16 protein-coding genes are annotated in these 15,755 nt (G+C 72.2%); 12 read left to right on the top strand and 4 right to left on the bottom strand.

Annotated features, from left to right (window positions below; translation table 11 throughout):
• Positions 1 to 51 precede the first annotated feature (51 nt).
• The 3 genes from nhaA to M3190_RS06385 are packed head-to-tail and all read left to right on the top strand — an operon-like array spanning position 52 to position 3,900.
• The gene (nhaA, locus tag M3190_RS06395) at positions 52 to 1,884 is read left to right on the top strand and encodes a Na+/H+ antiporter NhaA (RefSeq protein WP_251579759.1); all 1,833 of its coding nucleotides are present in this window, start codon (positions 52 to 54) and stop codon (positions 1,882 to 1,884) included.
• A gap of 10 nt (positions 1,885 to 1,894) precedes the next feature.
• The gene (locus tag M3190_RS06390) at positions 1,895 to 3,541 is read left to right on the top strand and encodes an FAD-dependent oxidoreductase (protein ID WP_251579757.1); all 1,647 of its coding nucleotides are present in this window, start codon (positions 1,895 to 1,897) and stop codon (positions 3,539 to 3,541) included.
• Between the two features lie 14 nt (positions 3,542 to 3,555).
• Positions 3,556 to 3,900 carry a UBP-type zinc finger domain-containing protein gene (locus M3190_RS06385; RefSeq protein WP_251579748.1) on the top strand — a complete coding sequence of 115 codons (345 nt, stop codon included), beginning with the start codon at positions 3,556 to 3,558 and terminating at the stop codon, positions 3,898 to 3,900.
• A 15-nt stretch (positions 3,901 to 3,915) separates the two neighbouring features.
• On the opposite strand, the gene M3190_RS06380 is transcribed toward M3190_RS06385, so the two are convergent.
• Entirely contained in the window at positions 3,916 to 4,392 is a 477-nt protein-coding gene (locus tag M3190_RS06380) for a YbaK/EbsC family protein (protein ID WP_251579746.1), read from the bottom strand.
• A gap of 3 nt (positions 4,393 to 4,395) precedes the next feature.
• Complete coding sequence (locus M3190_RS06375) at positions 4,396 to 5,199, bottom strand: methyltransferase domain-containing protein (RefSeq protein ID WP_251579744.1); 804 nt, start codon at positions 5,197 to 5,199, stop codon at positions 4,396 to 4,398.
• Between the two features lie 109 nt (positions 5,200 to 5,308).
• Here M3190_RS06375 and M3190_RS06370 point away from each other — a divergent pair, with 109 nt between their 5' ends.
• The 6 genes from M3190_RS06370 (at position 5,309) to M3190_RS06345 (ending at position 11,100) form a co-directional block, all read left to right on the top strand.
• Entirely contained in the window at positions 5,309 to 6,382 is a 1,074-nt protein-coding gene (locus M3190_RS06370) for a Glu/Leu/Phe/Val dehydrogenase family protein (protein WP_251579742.1), read from the top strand.
• 133 nt (positions 6,383 to 6,515) lie between these two features.
• A complete protein-coding gene (locus M3190_RS06365; RefSeq protein WP_251579740.1) occupies positions 6,516 to 7,289 on the top strand; it encodes an SDR family NAD(P)-dependent oxidoreductase in 774 nt (257 codons plus the stop codon).
• 8 nt (positions 7,290 to 7,297) lie between these two features.
• Positions 7,298 to 7,915 (top strand): TetR/AcrR family transcriptional regulator, encoded by a 618-nt coding sequence (locus tag M3190_RS06360; protein WP_251579732.1) that lies wholly within the window; start codon positions 7,298 to 7,300, stop codon positions 7,913 to 7,915.
• Positions 7,905 to 8,684, top strand: coding sequence for a hypothetical protein (locus tag M3190_RS06355; RefSeq protein WP_251579730.1), 780 nt, complete (start codon positions 7,905 to 7,907; stop codon positions 8,682 to 8,684). Before M3190_RS06360 ends, M3190_RS06355 begins: the two co-directional genes overlap by 11 nt.
• A complete protein-coding gene (locus tag M3190_RS06350; protein ID WP_251579728.1) occupies positions 8,681 to 9,946 on the top strand; it encodes an aminotransferase class III-fold pyridoxal phosphate-dependent enzyme in 1,266 nt (421 codons plus the stop codon). The genes M3190_RS06355 and M3190_RS06350 overlap by 4 nt, the downstream gene beginning before the upstream one ends.
• A gap of 2 nt (positions 9,947 to 9,948) precedes the next feature.
• Positions 9,949 to 11,100, top strand: a complete 1,152-nt coding sequence (locus tag M3190_RS06345; protein ID WP_251579725.1) for an MFS transporter — start codon at positions 9,949 to 9,951, stop codon at positions 11,098 to 11,100.
• 5 nt (positions 11,101 to 11,105) lie between these two features.
• On the opposite strand, the gene M3190_RS06340 is transcribed toward M3190_RS06345, so the two are convergent.
• Entirely contained in the window at positions 11,106 to 11,756 is a 651-nt protein-coding gene (locus tag M3190_RS06340; RefSeq protein ID WP_251579723.1) for a TetR/AcrR family transcriptional regulator, read from the bottom strand.
• 47 nt (positions 11,757 to 11,803) lie between these two features.
• On the opposite strand from M3190_RS06340, the gene M3190_RS06335 reads away from it, so the two are divergent.
• Genes M3190_RS06335 through M3190_RS06325 form a run of 3 tightly spaced genes read left to right on the top strand, consistent with a single transcriptional unit; the run spans position 11,804 to position 14,846 of the window.
• A complete protein-coding gene (locus tag M3190_RS06335; RefSeq protein WP_251579721.1) occupies positions 11,804 to 12,478 on the top strand; it encodes a class II aldolase/adducin family protein in 675 nt (224 codons plus the stop codon).
• Positions 12,475 to 13,287: an aminoglycoside phosphotransferase family protein gene (locus M3190_RS06330; protein ID WP_251579719.1), complete on the top strand. Its 813-nt coding sequence runs from the start codon at positions 12,475 to 12,477 to the stop codon at positions 13,285 to 13,287. Before M3190_RS06335 ends, M3190_RS06330 begins: the two co-directional genes overlap by 4 nt.
• Positions 13,284 to 14,846, top strand: coding sequence for a glycerol-3-phosphate dehydrogenase/oxidase (locus M3190_RS06325; RefSeq protein WP_251579717.1), 1,563 nt, complete (start codon positions 13,284 to 13,286; stop codon positions 14,844 to 14,846). Before M3190_RS06330 ends, M3190_RS06325 begins: the two co-directional genes overlap by 4 nt.
• Here M3190_RS06325 and M3190_RS06320 read toward each other — a convergent pair.
• The gene (locus M3190_RS06320; protein ID WP_251579715.1) at positions 14,843 to 15,736 is read right to left on the bottom strand and encodes an alpha/beta hydrolase family esterase; all 894 of its coding nucleotides are present in this window, start codon (positions 15,734 to 15,736) and stop codon (positions 14,843 to 14,845) included. The genes M3190_RS06325 and M3190_RS06320 overlap by 4 nt on opposite strands.
• Positions 15,737 to 15,755: the final 19 nt, after the last annotated feature.

Here is a 15,755-nt window from a genome sequence, read left to right as displayed (position 1 = left end):
TCCCCCGGTTCGGGTGGAGACTGACTTCCGACTCGATCCCCCGGAGGACGCATGGCGCGGAGATTCGCCTCGATCGCGGACCACATCGGCAGGATGGGACGCACCCGGACGGGCGCCCTGCTGCTGCTCATCGCGACGGCCGCCGCCATCGTGTGGGCGAACGTGTCCTCGGGCACCTATCACGGGTTCTGGGAGACGCACCTGTCCATCGGACTCGGTGACATCCGGCTCGATTTCACTCTGCACGCCCTGGTGAACGACGCCCTCATGGCGATCTTCTTCTTCACCGTCGGCCTCGAGGTCCGGCGCGAGTTCGCGATCGGCGAGCTGACCAGCTGGTCGCGCGCTGTCGTCCCGGTCGTCGCCGCGGTGGCGGGTCTCGCCCTGCCGGCGCTGCTGTTCGTCCTCATCGCCGGTCCCACCGGGAACGCGGATGCCTGGGGCGTCGTCATCTCGACCGACACGGCCTTCCTCGTGGGCGCCCTCGCGCTGATCGGGCCGCGGGGGTCCGGACGTCTGCGCGTGTTCCTCCTCGCTCTCGCGGTCGTCGACGACATCGGGGCACTCAGCATCATCGCCCTCGTCTACACCGACACATTCACCCCGATGCCGCTGCTCATCGCCGCGGTCGGTCTCGTCGGCATCTACTTCGTCCGCTACCTGCGCGGCGGGCGTGGGCCGATCTACGCCACCCTCGCGATCGTCGTGTGGCTCGCCTTCCTCGCCTCCGGGGTCCATCCGACCCTCGCCGGTGTCGCGATCGCGCTCCTCGTGCCGGTCTACCGCCCCGACCGCCGCGACGTGGAGCACGCCCTCGAGCTCGCCCGGACGTTCCGCCAGTCCCCCAGCACCGAGTACGCCCGTGCGGCGGCGAACAGCCTGCGCGAGTCGATCTCGATCAACGAGCGACTGCAGACGGCATACGCCCCGTACGTCGCCTACGTGATCCTGCCGCTGTTCGCCCTCGCGAACGCGGGCGTCACCCTGAGTCCCCAGATCCTGGCGGCGGCCGCGGTGTCGCCGCTCACCTGGGGCATCGTGGTCGGCCTCGTCGTCGGCAAGTTCGCCGGCATCTGGGGGTCGACGGCGGCGCTCAAGGCGCTGCGCGTCGGCGACTTCGGCCCGGGTCTCTCGCTCGACCGCATCGCCGGCGGCGCCGCCCTCGCCGGCATCGGCTTCACCATCTCGCTGTTCATCATCGACCTCGCGATCGAAGACCCCGACGCGCAGAACGAAGCGCGGGTGGGGGTGCTCGCGGCATCCGTCCTCGCCTTCGCACTCGGGGCGCTCGTCTTCCGCGTCGCGGACGCGCGTCACCCCGAGGAGGAGGTCGGACAGACGCTCGTGCGGCCCGTCGACCCCCGTCGCGATCACATCTTCGGCTCGCTGGACGCCCCCTACGAGATTGTCGAGTACGGCGACTTCCAGTGCGGATTCTGCCTCAAGGCGTCCGGCTCGATCCAGGAGGTGATGGCCGAGCTCGGACCGAACCTGCGCTACGTCTGGCGGCACGCGCCGCTCACCGAACAGCACCCCAACGCCCTCGCGGGCGCCGAGGCCTCGGAGGCCGCCGCGAAGCAGGGCAAGTTCTTCGAGTTCGAGCGCGGGCTGTTCGCAGACCAGGACAACCAGCTGCCCTCCGACATCGTGCGGCTCGCCGAGAAGCTGGGGCTCGACGTCCCGAGGTTCGAGCGCGACCTCACCTCGCCGGACGTCGCCGGTCGCGTGCGCGACGACATGTTCGACGCCGAGGCGATGAACATCCGTTCCGTGCCGACGTTCTTCGTCAACGGCCGCCGGCACACGGGCCCGTACGACGCACAGACGCTGATCCGCGCGCTCCAGTGGGACGCCGACGCGCCCGTCGCGCCGGCGGGTCGGTAGGTTGATCGACATGATCGACGAGACCGCTCCCCTCGCGATGGACGCCATGATGTCGCCCGACCTGTCGGACGCGCACTGGCGCCGGCTGACGGCCGCCGCCGTGCCGCAGGACGTCGAGGTCGGGGACTACGTCTTCCGGACCGGCGAAGCCGGGTACGACCTGATCTTCGTCGAGACCGGCGAGGTCGAGATCGTCCGTGACGCCCTCCGGTGGGTCGGCGAGGCGGTCATCACGACGGTCGGACCGGGCAGGTTCGCGGGCGAGCTCGGCATCCTGAACGGGCAGCCCGCCTTCCTCTCGGCGCGCGTGACGACGGCGGGTCGTGTGCACCGCCTCTCCCGCGCCGCGCTGCGCGAGATCATGAGCGAGGACGACGAGCTCTGCGACCTCATCCTGCACGCGCTGTGGGCCCGCCGCGAGTCGCTTCGCAAGGGACCCGCGGCGCTGACGCTGAAGTTCGTCGGAACGACCACCTCGAACGACTTCCTCTCGTTGCGTCGCTTCGCCGAACGCCTCGATCTCGTGCACAAGGCGGTCGCCGTCGCCCCGGACGAACTGGCGACGCTCGACGGTCACGACATGTCGCCCGAGGATCTGCCGGTCGCGTACATCCAGGGCGAGCCGATCCCCCGCGCCACCCCCGGGCTCGTCGCCGAGCGGCTCGGACTCAGCTACCAGGCCGAGTCCGACGAAGTGGTCGATCTCGTCGTCGTGGGGGGCGGGCCCGCCGGACTCGCCGCCGCGATCTACGGTGCGTCCGAGGGCCTCAGCACGGTGCTGCTCGACGCCGTCGCGCCGGGCGGGCAAGCCGCATCCACGTCCCGCATCGAGAACTTCCTGGGGTTCCCCTTCGGTGTCAGCGGCGGCGACCTCATCGGGCAGGCCGTGCTGCAGGCGCTGAAGTTCGGTGTGCGCGTGTACGCGCCGTGCGAGGCCGTCGCGCTCGACCAGGTCGGCGCAGACCTCCTCGACGTGGCCCTCGCCGACGGTCGCGTCATCCGCACGCGGAGCGTGATCGTCACCTCCGGCGCCGCCTACCGCCGCCTCGCGCTCGACCACTGGGAGGACTTCGAGCGCTCGGGCATCTACTACGCGGCGACGCCGCTCGAGCTCCGGCAGGTGCAGGGCAAGCCCGTCGTCGTCGTCGGCGGAGCGAACTCGGCCGGGCAAGCCGCCCTCTACCTCGCCGCGCACGGCTCCCCCGTGCACCTCGTCGTCCGCGGCACCGACCTGCGCGCGCGGATGTCGAGCTACCTCGCCGACCGGCTCGCCGAGGATCCGCGGGTGCGGCTGCACACCGCATCCCAGGTGACGGGGCTCGACGGCGACGGCACCCTCGGATCGGTGACCATCGACACGGCCGGCGCGGTGGACGCGCGCGGCCTGTTCTGCTTCATCGGGGCGGACCCGGCGACCTCCTGGGTGCCCACTCTCGACCGCGACACGGACGGCTTCATCCGCACGGGGACGGATGTCGCGGTGCAGTCGATCGCGCAATGGCGAAACCTCGGCCGCGAACCCTTCCCGTTCGAGACGTCCGCACCGCGGGTGTTCGCAGCGGGCGACGTCCGCCGCGGGTCGATGAAGCGTGTCGCCGCCGCGGTCGGCGAGGGTTCCAGCGCCGTCGCCTCCGTCCACCGCGCGCTCGCCTACTGACCGGAAGGAACCGGATGAGCTCCGACATCGACACGAACGTCGCCCCCTCGGGCAGCGGCTGCCACGAGTGCGACGAACAGTCCGGGTTCTGGGTGCACCTGCGACGCTGCGCGTCGTGCGGTCACATCGGATGCTGCGACACGTCACCCGGACAGCACGCGACGGCGCACTATCGCGAGACGGGGCACCGGCTCATCCAGAGCTTCGAACCGGGCGAGGACTGGTACTGGGACTACGTCGACGAGGCGATGTTCGAGGGCCCGGAGCTGGCGCCGCCCACGAGCCACCCCGCCGACCAGCCCTCCCCCGGCCCTCGGGGACGCGTGCCGCTGAACTGGCGCGAGCTCATCCACACCTGAGCACGACGCGGTTCGTCAGACCACGGAGACGACCCGGCCGCCGGTGAGGCGGACGAGCTCGTCGAACGTCATCGGGAAGACGGTGTGGGGGGTGCCGCCCGCCGCCCAGATCTGCGGATACCGGGCGAGGTCCTCGTCGACGAGGGTCTCGAGCGGCGCCGGGTGTCCGGCGGGGGCGACCCCTCCGATGGCCTGACCCGTCGCCTCGCGGACCTGCTCGGGTGTGGCCCGGCTGATCCTCCCGCGCCCGATGCGCCCGGCGAGGGCGGCGGTGTCGACCCGATGGGCACCGCTGGTCATCACGAGCAGCGGGGCGCCGTCGCACTGGAAGACGAGGCTGTTGGCGATCGCCCCGACCTCGACCCCGAGGGCGGCGGCGGCCAGCACCGCGGTGGAGGCGGCGTCCGGGAGGACGACGATCTCGCCGGGGATGCCGGCGGCGCGAAGGGCGTCGTGGACGAGGCGACTGCGGGTGCTCAGGTGCTCGGTCATCGGTCAGCCTTTCGCGAGGATCTCACCGTGGGGCATGAGCAGCCAGCCGTCCTCGGACGCCGCCCACTCACGCCATCCCGCCGAGATGCGCTCCAGGTCGGTACGGTCCGCGAGGCCCTGCTCGAGCGCGTGGTCGGCGTACGAGGAGTGCAGCACACGGTCGGCCCACGACCCGCCCCACCACGCTCGCTGCTCATCGGTCTCGAACAGCCACGTCGACGCGCTGACGGTCACGTCGGCGAAGCCGGCGGCCCGAGCCCACGCCTTCAGGCGTCGCCCGGCCGACGGCTCTCCGCCGTTGTTACGTCCCATCCGCAGCAGGAGGTCCAGCCACTCGTCGAGTGCGGGGATGTGCGGGTGGATGATGATGCCGGCGTAGTCGACCTCGCGCGCGGCGACGAGTCCGTCGGGCCCTGCCACGCGACGGAACTCGCGCAGGGCGTCGACGGGGCGGGCGAGGTGCTGCAGGAGCTGATGCGTGTGCACGACGTCGAAGGAGCCGTCCGCCGCGTCGAGGCGGTACGCGTCCGCGGTCTGGAAGGTGACGTTCGTGACGCCCCCGGCGGCGGCGTGGGCCTGCGCCTGCGCGACGACGTCGGCGGACGCGTCGAGTCCGACGACGCGTCCGGGCGCGAGGCGACGCGCGAGGTCGACGGTGATGGTGCCGGGCCCCGACCCGACGTCGAGGAGCGAGGCGCCGGGACGCAGATGCGGCAGCAGGTACCCGACCGAGTTCTCCGCCGTCCGCCAGGTGTGCGCCCGCAGCACGCTCTCGTGATGGCCGTGGGAGTACCGCTCGGTCTGCATGGTGCACAGCCTAGGCGGCGAGCGATATGCGAGGCAGAATGATGACGGATGCCGCAGATCGGCGGCATCCGCACCGCAGTGCCCACAAGGCCCGCCGAGAAGGAATGCAATGTCGCACACCCTGCCCCTGCCCGATTTCGCCCATGAACGTGTGGAGGTGATGACGGGCCGGCGCAGCGGACTCGTGATCACCGTCGCTCTCCACTCCTCGACGCTCGGACCCGCCCTCGGCGGCGCCCGTCTGTGGCGCTACCCGCGCTGGTCGGACGCGATGGGCGACGCCCTGCGCCTGTCGGCGGCGATGACGCTCAAGAACGCGACGGCGGGACTGGATGCCGGTGGCGGGAAGTCGGTCATCGCCCTCGGCGAGGCCGACACCCTCGACGCCGACCGTCGGCGTGCGGCGTTCCTCGATCTCGGCGACGCGGTGGAGTCATTCGGCGGTCAGTACCGGACGGCGGAGGACGTCGGCTCGACGACCGACGACATGCTGGTCGTCAGCGAGCGCACGACCCACGTGGTCGGTCTGCCCGACTCGGTGGGCGGCTCGGGCGAACCCGCCGGCCCGACGAGCCGCGGCGTGTACGCCGCGCTTCGTGCGACCCTCGAGCGGATCGCCGGTTCGGGTGATGTGGCCGGACGCCGCATCACGATCTCCGGGCTCGGGCAGGTCGGCAGCCGCCTCGCCGTCCGCCTGTCGGGCGAGGGCGCACTGCTCACCGTCACGGATGTGAACCCCGCCAAGATGTCGCTGGCCGCCGAGCTCGGCGCGACCTGGGTCGAACCCGGCACCGAGCACCTCGTCCCTGCGGACGTGTTCGTGCCCGCGGGTATCGGCGGCGTGCTCGACGACGACGTCATCGACGCGCTGGCCGCGAGGGCGGTCTGCGGACCGGCGAACAACCCGCTCGCCGAGCGCGCGGGTGCCGCGCGCCTGGCGGACCGCGGCATCCTCTACGCCCCCGACTTCGTCGCGAACGCAGGCGGCGTCATCTACCTCGACGTCGAGGCGCGCACTCCCGGCCACCGTGACGAGATCGCGACGCGCATCGACGGCATCGGCGACACCCTGCGGCGCCTGTTCGACGACGCCGCCGCGCGCGGCGTCACCCCGCTCGACGCGGCCGAGGCCTACGCGGCCGAGCGGCTCTCGGCCGGAAGGCGCGAGCCGGCGGCGGTCTGAGGGACCGACACAGGGGCGGATGCCGGGACTCACCGGCATCCGCCCCTTTACGTCGCGCGCGGGTGCGGCCATACTGAGTCACCACCGGACTTGTACATATGTACAACTTCCGCGTCTCGACAGAGGAGGCCCCATGCCGGGAGCGATCGTCATCACCGGAGCGAGTTCGGGCATCGGCGCCGGGTTCGCCCGCCGGTTCGCGGCGCGAGGCAGAGACGTCGTGCTCGTCGCGCGCCGCGCGGAGCGCCTCGAGTCGCTGGCCGACGAACTGCGGGGGCTCCACCGCGTCGAGGCGACCGTCCTCGCCGCGGATCTCGCCGATCCGGCGGCACCCGCGACCATCGCCGCCGAACTCACCGAGCGCGGCATCCACGCCGCGGGCCTCGTCAACAGCGCCGGGTTCGGCACCGCATCCGCCTTCATCGACGAAGACGCCGCACGGGTCGCCGCCGAGGTGCAGGTCAACGTCGCGGCGCTCACCCTGCTGACCCGCGCGCTCCTCCCGCAGCTGATCTCGTCGCGCGGAGTGCTCGTCAACCTCTCGAGCAACGCGGGACACCAGCCGCTCCCCGGTCTCGCCGTCTACGCCGCGACCAAGGCGTACGTCACCTCCCTCACCGAGGCGATCTGGCAGGAGACCCGCGGGACGGGCCTCACCGTCCTGGCGCTGTGTCCCGGCCCCACCGAGACGGAGTTCTTCGCAGCCGCCGGCTCCGAGACCTTCAAGGTCGGTGCGACGAAGTCGGTCGACGAGGTGCTCGACGAGGCGTTCGCCGTACTCGACTCCTCGAACCCGTCCCCGGTCCGCACGGTGGGCGCGGCCAACCGCCTGCAGGGCTGGGTCGCGCGGGTCTCCCCCCGCCGGCTGCGCCTCTGGGTCGCGGCCCGCGCCGTGGGGAGCGCCTGATGCGGCGGATGCCACCCGAAGAGCGTCGGGACGAGCTGATCGCCGCGGCCATCCGCGTCATCGCCCGGCGCGGCGTCGCGGCGGCGACGACCCGCGCGATCACGGCCGAGGCGGGCATGCCGCTCGGCGCGTTCACGTACATCTTCGGCACACAGGACGCGATGATGTCCGCGGTGATCGACACCGTCATCGAGCAGGAACGCTTCGCGGCCGAATCGCGGGCCATCGACCCGACATCGATGACCGCCGCCCTGCGGTCGGGTCTCGAGGGCTACATCGATCTGCTCGAGAGCGACCCCGACCACGAGATCGCCCTCCTGGAGCTCGCCCTCGTCGCGCGTCGCCGCGATCCCGCCGGCCAGATGCGCGCGCAGTGGCAGACGTACCTCCGCGCCGCCGAGCAGGTCCTCGTCTACGCGGCGGAGATCACGCACAGCCGGTGGACGCAGCCCGTCGCCGACCTCGCACGCCACCTCGTGGTGGTCGTCGACGGCATCACCACGACGTGGCTCGCCGACGGGAACACGGATGCCGTGCGCCGCACGGCGGCGTTCGCCGCCGCCGCCCTCGCCGCCGCATCCGCCCCGCTCGGGGCACCGACCGAAGGGACAACCCGTGCTGACTGAGATCGACGACCGCGTCCTTGCCGCGGTCAACCTGCACGCCGTCCTCGGCGCGCTGCCGCGGCTCGCGGACGTCGCTCCGGAGGCGTCGCGTCTGCTCGCGGACCTGCCACGGCCCGTGCTGCTCAGCGTCCGTGTCGTCGGTGGCGACACCCTCCGCCTCGTGTTCGCGCGGGACGGTGTCCGCCTCGCCGACGGCGACCCCGCCGGCGCGACGGCGGCCACCCTGGTGTTCCGCTCCCCCGCCCATCTGAACGCGGTCCTCGACGGCCGCGGCTCGCCGCTCCCGCTCGCAGGTCCCGCGGGGCTCCGCTTCCTCGTCCGGGTGTTCACCCCGCTCAGCGATCTGCTCGGCCGGTACCTGCGGCCGTCCGACGCCGACCTCGCGGATCCCGCCTTCACCGAGACGCACCGCACGATGCTGCTCGAGGTCGCGGTCGGGGCGATCACGGTCGTCGCGAACCGCGACCGGTCGGGCCGCTTCAGCGCCGCACAGATGACCGACGGCGACCTCGACATCGCCGTCGGCGACGCGCTGCGACACCGGCTGCGCGTGCGGGACCACCGGCTCTCGCGCATTCCGGTGACGGATACCGCGCCGCGGGCCGTCTTCCGGTTCGCGGATCTGCAGACCGCCGGTGACGTCCTCGCGGGTCGCGAGAGCGCGCTCGCGTGCGTGGGCGACGGGCGCATCGCCATCCGCGGCTACATCCCCCTCGTCGACAACACGAGCCGCATCCTCGACCGCGTCGGCCACTACCTCGGAAAGTGAGCGCCTCCGTGTACACCTTCGACAAGAGCCTCGCTGCCTTCCGCCGCGCCCAGCGGGTGATCCCGGGCGGCATCCCCGGCCACCTCGGTCCCACCGAGGGACTGCACCTCCCCCACGAAGGGTTCCCGAAGTTCGCGGTCCGCGCCGAGGGCACCCGGTTCTGGGATCTCGACGGCAACGAGTTCATCGACTGGATGTGTGCCTACGGACCCAACGTCCTCGGGTACGACGACCCCGACGTGGCCGCCGCGGCTCGGGAGCAGGCGAAGAAGGAGGACGTCGTCTCGCTCCCCTCGACGGTGATGATCGACTTCGCCGAACTGCTCGTCGATCAGGTCGCCAGCGCCGACTGGGCGATGTTCGCCAAGAACGGCGGCGACACGACGACGCTCGCGATCATGACCGCCCGCGCTGCGACACTGCGCAAGAAGGTCGTCTTCGTGAAGGGGTTCTATCACGGCGTCGCCCCGTGGACGCAGAAGCTCGACTACCCCGGCGTCCTCGAGGAGGACGTCGCGAACAACCTGTACGTCCCGTGGAACGACCTCGACGCGCTCCGGCGCCTGCTCGCCGAGAACCGCGGAGAAGTCGCGGCCCTCATCTCCACGCCTTACATGCACGGCAACTTCGTCGACAACGCGCTGCCGGCGGAGGGCTACTGGCAGGCGGTGCGGAAGCTCTGCGACGAGCACGGCGTCGTGCTCATCATCGACGACGTGCGCGCGGGCTTCCGGCTCGATCTCGCCGGCAGCGACCACTACTTCGGGTTCGAGGCCGACCTCATCTGCTTCTGCAAGGCGCTCGCCAACGGGTACAACGTGTCGGCGCTCCTGGGCAAGGACTCGCTGAAGGAGGCGGTGAGCTCGATCACCTACACGGGCAGCTACTGGATGAGCGCCGTTCCGTTCGCGGCGGGGATCGCAACGCAGCGGAAGCTGCGTGACCTCGATGCCCCCGCGCTGTTCGACCGGCTCGGGCGACGTCTCACGGACGGGCTGACCGAGGCCGCATCCGATGCGGGCTTCACCCTCGTGCCCTCGGGCGCGCCCGCGCTGTTCTATCTGCGCGTGACCGATCCGGAGGATTCGCTCATGCTGCATCAGGACTGGATCGCCGAATGCGTGAGGCGCGGCGCCTACCTCACCTCGCACCACAACCACTTCCTGAACGCGGCGGTCACCGAGGCGGATGTCGACCGCACCGTCGAGATCGCCGCCGACGCTTTCGCGGCAGTTCGCACACGCCACCCCGCGGCGGTGTGAGGGTGACCGGCACCATCGCGCGGGCGACGACCGGCGGCGTCCTCGCCGTTGCGGGGGTGTACGGGCTGCAGGGCCTCGGCTACGCGGTCATCGTGACCGCGCTGCCGGCATTCCAGGAGCGCACCGGACTGGATGCGACCGGCATCGCGGTGATCCTGCTGGGCGTGTGCGTCACCGCCGCCCTCGGCTCGTTGGCCGCCGACGTGATCGCGCGGCGCGCCAGCAGCCGCCACGGGGTCATCGTCGGCCTGTCGCTGCAGGCAGCGGGCCTCGTCGCGACGGCGTTCTCCCCCGGGACCGCCGCCCTCGCGGCATCCGTCCTGCTCTACGGACTCGGGCTGGGCCTGATCGACGCCTCGTCGAACATGCAGGGGGTGCTCGTCCAGCGGGGGCGCGGGACGCCACTGCTCGGACGGTTCTTCGCGACCCTCACGACCGGCTCCATCGTCGGGGCGCTCGGAATGGCCGGGATCCTCACCGCTGGCGCGCCCGCGTTCGCGGCGCTCGTCGCAGCGGCGGTCCTGCAGGTCGTCTTCGTCGTCGCGTTCTCCCGGCTGCTCAGCCGCCAGCGGGCCGCGCGCAGCGCCGAGTGGAGCGGCCCGCGCCGCCCCCGGCTCGACGGACGCGCGATCACCGTCGTCGGTCTCGTGATCCTCGCCGCCTACACCGTCGACTCGGCTGTCAGCTCGTGGAGTTCCGTGCACCTCCTCGCCATCGGGGCGGCAGGGGCCCTCGCGCCGGTGGGTCTCGCGGCCTACCAGGGGGGCGTGCTCGCGGCGCGACTGGCGACGGATGCCGTGGTCCGCCGCCTCGGCCGCGGCCGGCTGCTCGCGGCCGGCCTCCTGCTCGGCGTCGTCGGGGCGATCGTCGTCGCGGCGGTGCCCTCCCCGGTCGTGTCGATCGCGGCCTTCGCCGTGAGCGGTCTCGCCGTCGGAGCCCTCGTGCCGATCGCGTTCGGTCTCGCCGGTGCGATCGACCCGGCCCGCAGCGACGAGGTGATCGCCCGCGTCAACCTCTTCAACTACGCCGGCGCGGTCCTCGGCGCCGTCGGCGTCGGTGTGCTCACCGACGTGACCGGATCAGGCCTCGCGTTTCTCCTGCCGGCGTTGCTTCTCGTCGCCGCGGTCCCGGCCTGGCGGCGCACCGCCGCCTGATCCGGTCAGGCGCCGAGCGACGCGCGCAGCGCACGCTCGAGCTCCGCGAGCAGGAGCACCCGCTCCGCCTCGGACGCGGCGAACGCCTCGTGCAGCACGGCGTCCGCCGAGGCGAACGCGACCCGTGCGACAGCGGCGCCGCGCTCGGGCTCGACACCGTCCAGGACCCCCGCCAGGCGCAGCAGGCTGTGGACGCGGTCGGCCATCGCCCGCTTGTGTCGGCGCCGCGCGGCGTCCGCCTCGGCCGAGATCGCCACGGTGCCGAGCGAGCGGGCCGAGCTCTCGTCGAGGTACACGTCTGCCACGGCGCGCAGCACCCGCCCGACGGGGTCCGCCGTCCGCGGATCGTCCCGCATGCGGTCGATCGCCTCGTCGAGAAGACGTTCGAGGCGCTCGTGGTAGCGCGCGACGATGGCACCGAGGATCGCCTGCCGGTCGGGCAGGTACTGGTACAGGGCGCCCACGCTGACGCCGGCCTCCGAAGCGACGCGGGGCAGGGTGATCACGTCGACGCCCTCGCGGAGGACGAGGTTCTCGGCGGCGACGATCGCGCGCGTCAGCTTCTCTCGCGAGCGCTGCTGCGTGGGTGTGCGGCGCAGCGCGATCGACGCCCAGTCCTGGGCCGTGCCGGCATCGGTGTCGTCAGGGGTGTCCATGCGAATCAAACTTGACTTTGATTAGGGATGGCGGCAACGTTAGCAGCATGACGACGACGTCGCACCATCACGATCTCCGTGCGTCCGTGGCCGCGGCATCCCGCACCCTCGCCGAGCACGGTCTGCTCATCGGAACCGCCGGCAACGTCAGTGCCCGGCGCGGCGACGTCGTCGCCGTCACGGCCACCGGTGCGGTGCTGGCGGACGCGACCGTCGACGACGTCACGGTCGTGGATCTCGACGGCGCGGTGATCGAGGGATCCCTCACACCTACGTCCGAGCTCGCTCTCCATCTCGGCGTCCTGCGTTCCGCGTCCCCCGAGCGCGTGTCCGCCGTCGTCCACACCCACGCGCCGAACGCGACCGCGCTGTCCCTCGTGCTCGACGAGCTGCCGGTGATCCACTACCAGCAGCTCACGCTCGGCGGCGCGCTGCGCGTCGCCCCGTTCCACGCCTTCGGGACGCCCGAGCTCGCCGCGGCCGTCGGCGCAGCCCTCGACGGCCGGCTCGCCGCACTCATGGCGAACCACGGCGCCGTCGCCCTGGGACCCGATCTCACCGGCGCGATTGGGAACGCCCTGCTGGTCGAGTGGCTCGCCGACCTGTATCTGCGCGCCGCAGCCGCGGGTGTTCCGCGTCCGCTGGACGAGGCGCAGCAGCGGGCCGTGATCGCACACGCGACCCGGCTCGGCTACGGCGCGACGAAGCCGGTGTCGGCGTGAGCGGCGTGGGCGGACTCGTCGCGCACGGGCGCTCGGCCGACGTGCACTCCTACACCCCCGACCGGATTCTGAAGGTGTACCACGACGAGTGGCCGGACGACGCGATCGACCGCGAGGTCGAGGACGCCACCGCCGCATTCGAACTCGGGCTCACCCCCATCCGATGCCACGGCAGAGCGGATGCCGACGGTCGCCGCGCGGTCGCGTTCGACCGCATCGACGGCGTCGCGCTCACCACCGTCGCCGAGAAGAATCCGCTGCGGATGCGACGGGTCGCCCGATCGCTCGCCCGAGAGCACGTCCGCATCCACCGCGTCACGACCGACCGCTTCCCCGACGTCCGCGACGTCGCGGCGGAACTCGTGGGCACCGCCCCGTTCGGGGCTTTGTCCGCGCGCGAGCGCAGCGCGCTGCTCGATCACCTCGCCTCCCTCCCAGGTGGGGACAGTCCGCTGCACCTGGACTTCCACCCGATGAACGTCTTCCGCCACGGCGGCGGCATCGCGACGATCGACTGGCAGTCCACGGCGTGCGGCGACCCGGCGGCCGACGTCGCCATGACGCGGCTCCTGTTCACCGAGGCCGAACTCTTCCCGGGCGCCACGCGCGCTCAACTGCTCGTCTACGGGGCGGCGCGCGGCGCGATGGGGCGGATGTACCTGTCGGAGTACCTGTCCGTGACGGGTGTGAGCACCGCGCGACTCGACCGATGGGCGACCGCTGCGCGGGTCCTGCGGCTCGGGATGCTCGACATCCCCAGCGAGCGGGAGCGGCTGCTCGGCGGCATCCGCTCGGTGATCACGCGATGACCACCACCGTCCGGCGCAGCCTCCCGAGCGGCGGCGAGACCGTCGACGTCCTGATCGTCGGAGGTGGGATCACGGGGGCGGCGATGGCCTACGAGGCGGCGAGCCGCGGCATGTCGGTCGCACTCGTCGAGCAGGAGGACTTCGGTGCGGCGACCTCCGCCGCCACGGGAAAGCTCATCCACGGCGGGCTGCGGTACCTGAAGAACCTCGAGGTGGGCCTTGTCCGCGAGTCCCTCGCCGAGCGGCGCATCCTCTCTCGCATCGCCCCGGGACTCGTCTCGCCCATCGCGATGGTGCTCCCCGATCCGGGACCGATCGAGCACCTCGGCCTGACGGCGTACGACCTGCTGTCGTTCGACCGCAATCGGGTGCCGGAGAGTCATCGCATCCCCCGTCATCGCAGCCTCAGCCGCGACGAGCTGCGCCGACGCGGGCTCGGACACCTCGAACACGGCATCCTGTTCCACGACGCGATGATGCTCTCCCCCGAACGGCTGACGTTCGCCTTCGTCCGGTCCGCCGTGGCGCACGGCGCGCAGGTCGCGAACTACGCCCGGGCCGACGGGCTGGTCGCGGCATCCGGTCGTGTCCGCGGCGCGCGGGTCACGGACCTCGTGACGGGGACGCAGCACGAGATCAGGGCGCGGATCACGGTGAACGCGAGCGGCCCCTGGGCTCACGACGTGCTGGCGGCGGAGGGACTGCTGCGGGATGCCGCGGGCCCGCGCCCCGCGGTGCGCTCGGAGGGCATCTACCTCCTCACGAGGCCGATCACCGAGACGATGGTGCTGACCGTCTCCTCCGGCAGCCACTTCAGTTTCGCGCCGTGGCGCGGACGGACGCTCATCGGCCCGACCGAGACGCCGTATCAGGGCGAGGTCTCGCAGTGGCGGTTGACGCGGGAGTCGATCGAGCGCTTCCTCGACGAGATCAACGCGGCGGGCCGCCTGCCCGTCGAGCTGGCGTTCTCCGACGTCGTCGCCGCCTACGGCGGACTGCGGCCGCTGACCGAGACGAGCGGCACCGACACCTATCACGCGTCCCGCGCCTCGGAGCTGGTCGACCACGCGAAGGACGGCGTACCCGGCATCGTGACGGCGACGGGCGGCAAGTACACGACGGCGCGGGCGTTCGCCGAGAAGACGGTGCCGGCGCTCGCCCGGGCGATCGGACGGACAGCGGCACGCAGCCGCACCGCGGACGTCCCCCTCGATGGCGCGGACCTCGCCGACACCGGCACCTCGGATCTCATCGACCGGCTGTACGGGTCGGATGCCGGCGCCTTCCGCACCATCGCCGCCGAATCACGCGTGCTGTCACGGCCGGCGACCGACGACGGGGAGCTGCTCGCCGGCGTCGCGTTCGCGGCCCGGCACGAAGCGGTGCAGCACCTCACCGACATCCTGCTGAACCGCACCGGCATCGGGCGGCGCGGCGATCCGGGTGAGGACGTCCTGTCGGCGGCCGCGGACATCGCCGGCGCCGAGCTCGACTGGACCCCGGACCGTCGCGGCGCCGAGCTCGACGCCGCGCGCGCGGCGGTGCGCCTGCCGGACTAGATCCGGTCGAGCATCTCCTCGACGAGCGTGTCGATGGTGAGGTCCTGTCCGGTCGCTCCGACGATCGCCGGACCGGGCTTCGCCGCCGGAACCGTGTGACCGCCACCCTCGACGGTGACGAGCGACACCATGGGCGCGTCGCCGTCGCCGTAGTCGGTCCGCGTGGTGCGCGTGCGCTGACCCGCGCGTGCGGGCGGGATGGGGACCACTCGCGGCTCGGTCGTGACACCCGCGCGGGCCGCGAAGTACTGGGCCGTGGCGGGAGCGGACAGCGAATGACCGTCGACGCGGAACAGCGTTCGCGCCCACCACGCCATCCGCCCGCCGCGGTAGGGGGCGATCGGGTCCGCCGTCCCGGCGACGATCGTGACAGGCGCCGAGACGGCCGCAGTCTCGGAGAACCCGGCCAGGAAGTCTTCACGCACGGGCATCGTCGTCGCGACGACGACGGCGCCGGCTGCGAGCTCGGGGACGTCGTGCAGCAGGCGGAGGACCAGCTGGCCCCCGTTCGAGAACCCCGTGAGCACGACGCGCGCCGGATCGATGGCGTGCGTGCGGTGCAGGCGTTGGACGACCGCGTGGGCGAAACCGACGTCGTCGACGTCCTGCTGCCGTGCCGGGAACCGGCTGCCGCGTCGGGCGTCGTTCCAGTTGCCGCGATGGCCATCGAGGTACGCGACGACCGCTCGGCCGTCGGCGGCGAGCCGGTCGAGGGCGCCACCCGTCATCCGGCGGTGCGTCTCCCCCGTCTGCCGCGACCCGTGGAAGACGAGGACGAGGGCTCGCCCGGATGCCGCGCGCGGCTCCCCGACGACGGTGAAGGTGCGCTCGCGATCCCCCACGGCGAGAGTGTCGCGGTGCGCGGTCACGGATCGATCTCTCTGCGTCATGCGTCTCACGCTAAACTTT

This window comes from Microbacterium oleivorans (assembly GCF_023715745.1).
Classification (GTDB): Bacteria; Actinomycetota; Actinomycetes; order Actinomycetales; family Microbacteriaceae; genus Microbacterium; species Microbacterium oleivorans_D.
The sequence above is the reverse complement of the archived record's forward strand: the minus strand, read 5'-3'. Positions and strand labels throughout refer to the sequence as shown.

What these genes read in the sequence shown, in the direction of transcription:
- M3190_RS06375 (WP_251579744.1), bottom strand. Translation starts at nt 5,199, where the DNA reads ATGCAGACCGAGCGGTACTCCCACGGCCATCACGAGAGCGTGCTGCGG.
- M3190_RS06390 (WP_251579757.1), top strand. Translation starts at nt 1,895, where the DNA reads ATGATCGACGAGACCGCTCCCCTCGCGATGGACGCCATGATGTCGCCC.
- M3190_RS06385 (WP_251579748.1), top strand. Translation starts at nt 3,556, where the DNA reads ATGAGCTCCGACATCGACACGAACGTCGCCCCCTCGGGCAGCGGCTGC.
- M3190_RS06320 (WP_251579715.1), bottom strand. Translation starts at nt 15,736, where the DNA reads ATGACGCAGAGAGATCGATCCGTGACCGCGCACCGCGACACTCTCGCC.
- M3190_RS06370 (WP_251579742.1), top strand. Translation starts at nt 5,309, where the DNA reads ATGTCGCACACCCTGCCCCTGCCCGATTTCGCCCATGAACGTGTGGAG.
- M3190_RS06335 (WP_251579721.1), top strand. Translation starts at nt 11,804, where the DNA reads ATGACGACGACGTCGCACCATCACGATCTCCGTGCGTCCGTGGCCGCG.
- M3190_RS06340 (WP_251579723.1), bottom strand. Translation starts at nt 11,756, where the DNA reads ATGGACACCCCTGACGACACCGATGCCGGCACGGCCCAGGACTGGGCG.
- nhaA (WP_251579759.1), top strand. Translation starts at nt 52, where the DNA reads ATGGCGCGGAGATTCGCCTCGATCGCGGACCACATCGGCAGGATGGGA.
- M3190_RS06365 (WP_251579740.1), top strand. Translation starts at nt 6,516, where the DNA reads ATGCCGGGAGCGATCGTCATCACCGGAGCGAGTTCGGGCATCGGCGCC.
- M3190_RS06380 (WP_251579746.1), bottom strand. Translation starts at nt 4,392, where the DNA reads ATGACCGAGCACCTGAGCACCCGCAGTCGCCTCGTCCACGACGCCCTT.
- M3190_RS06325 (WP_251579717.1), top strand. Translation starts at nt 13,284, where the DNA reads ATGACCACCACCGTCCGGCGCAGCCTCCCGAGCGGCGGCGAGACCGTC.
- M3190_RS06360 (WP_251579732.1), top strand. Translation starts at nt 7,298, where the DNA reads ATGCCACCCGAAGAGCGTCGGGACGAGCTGATCGCCGCGGCCATCCGC.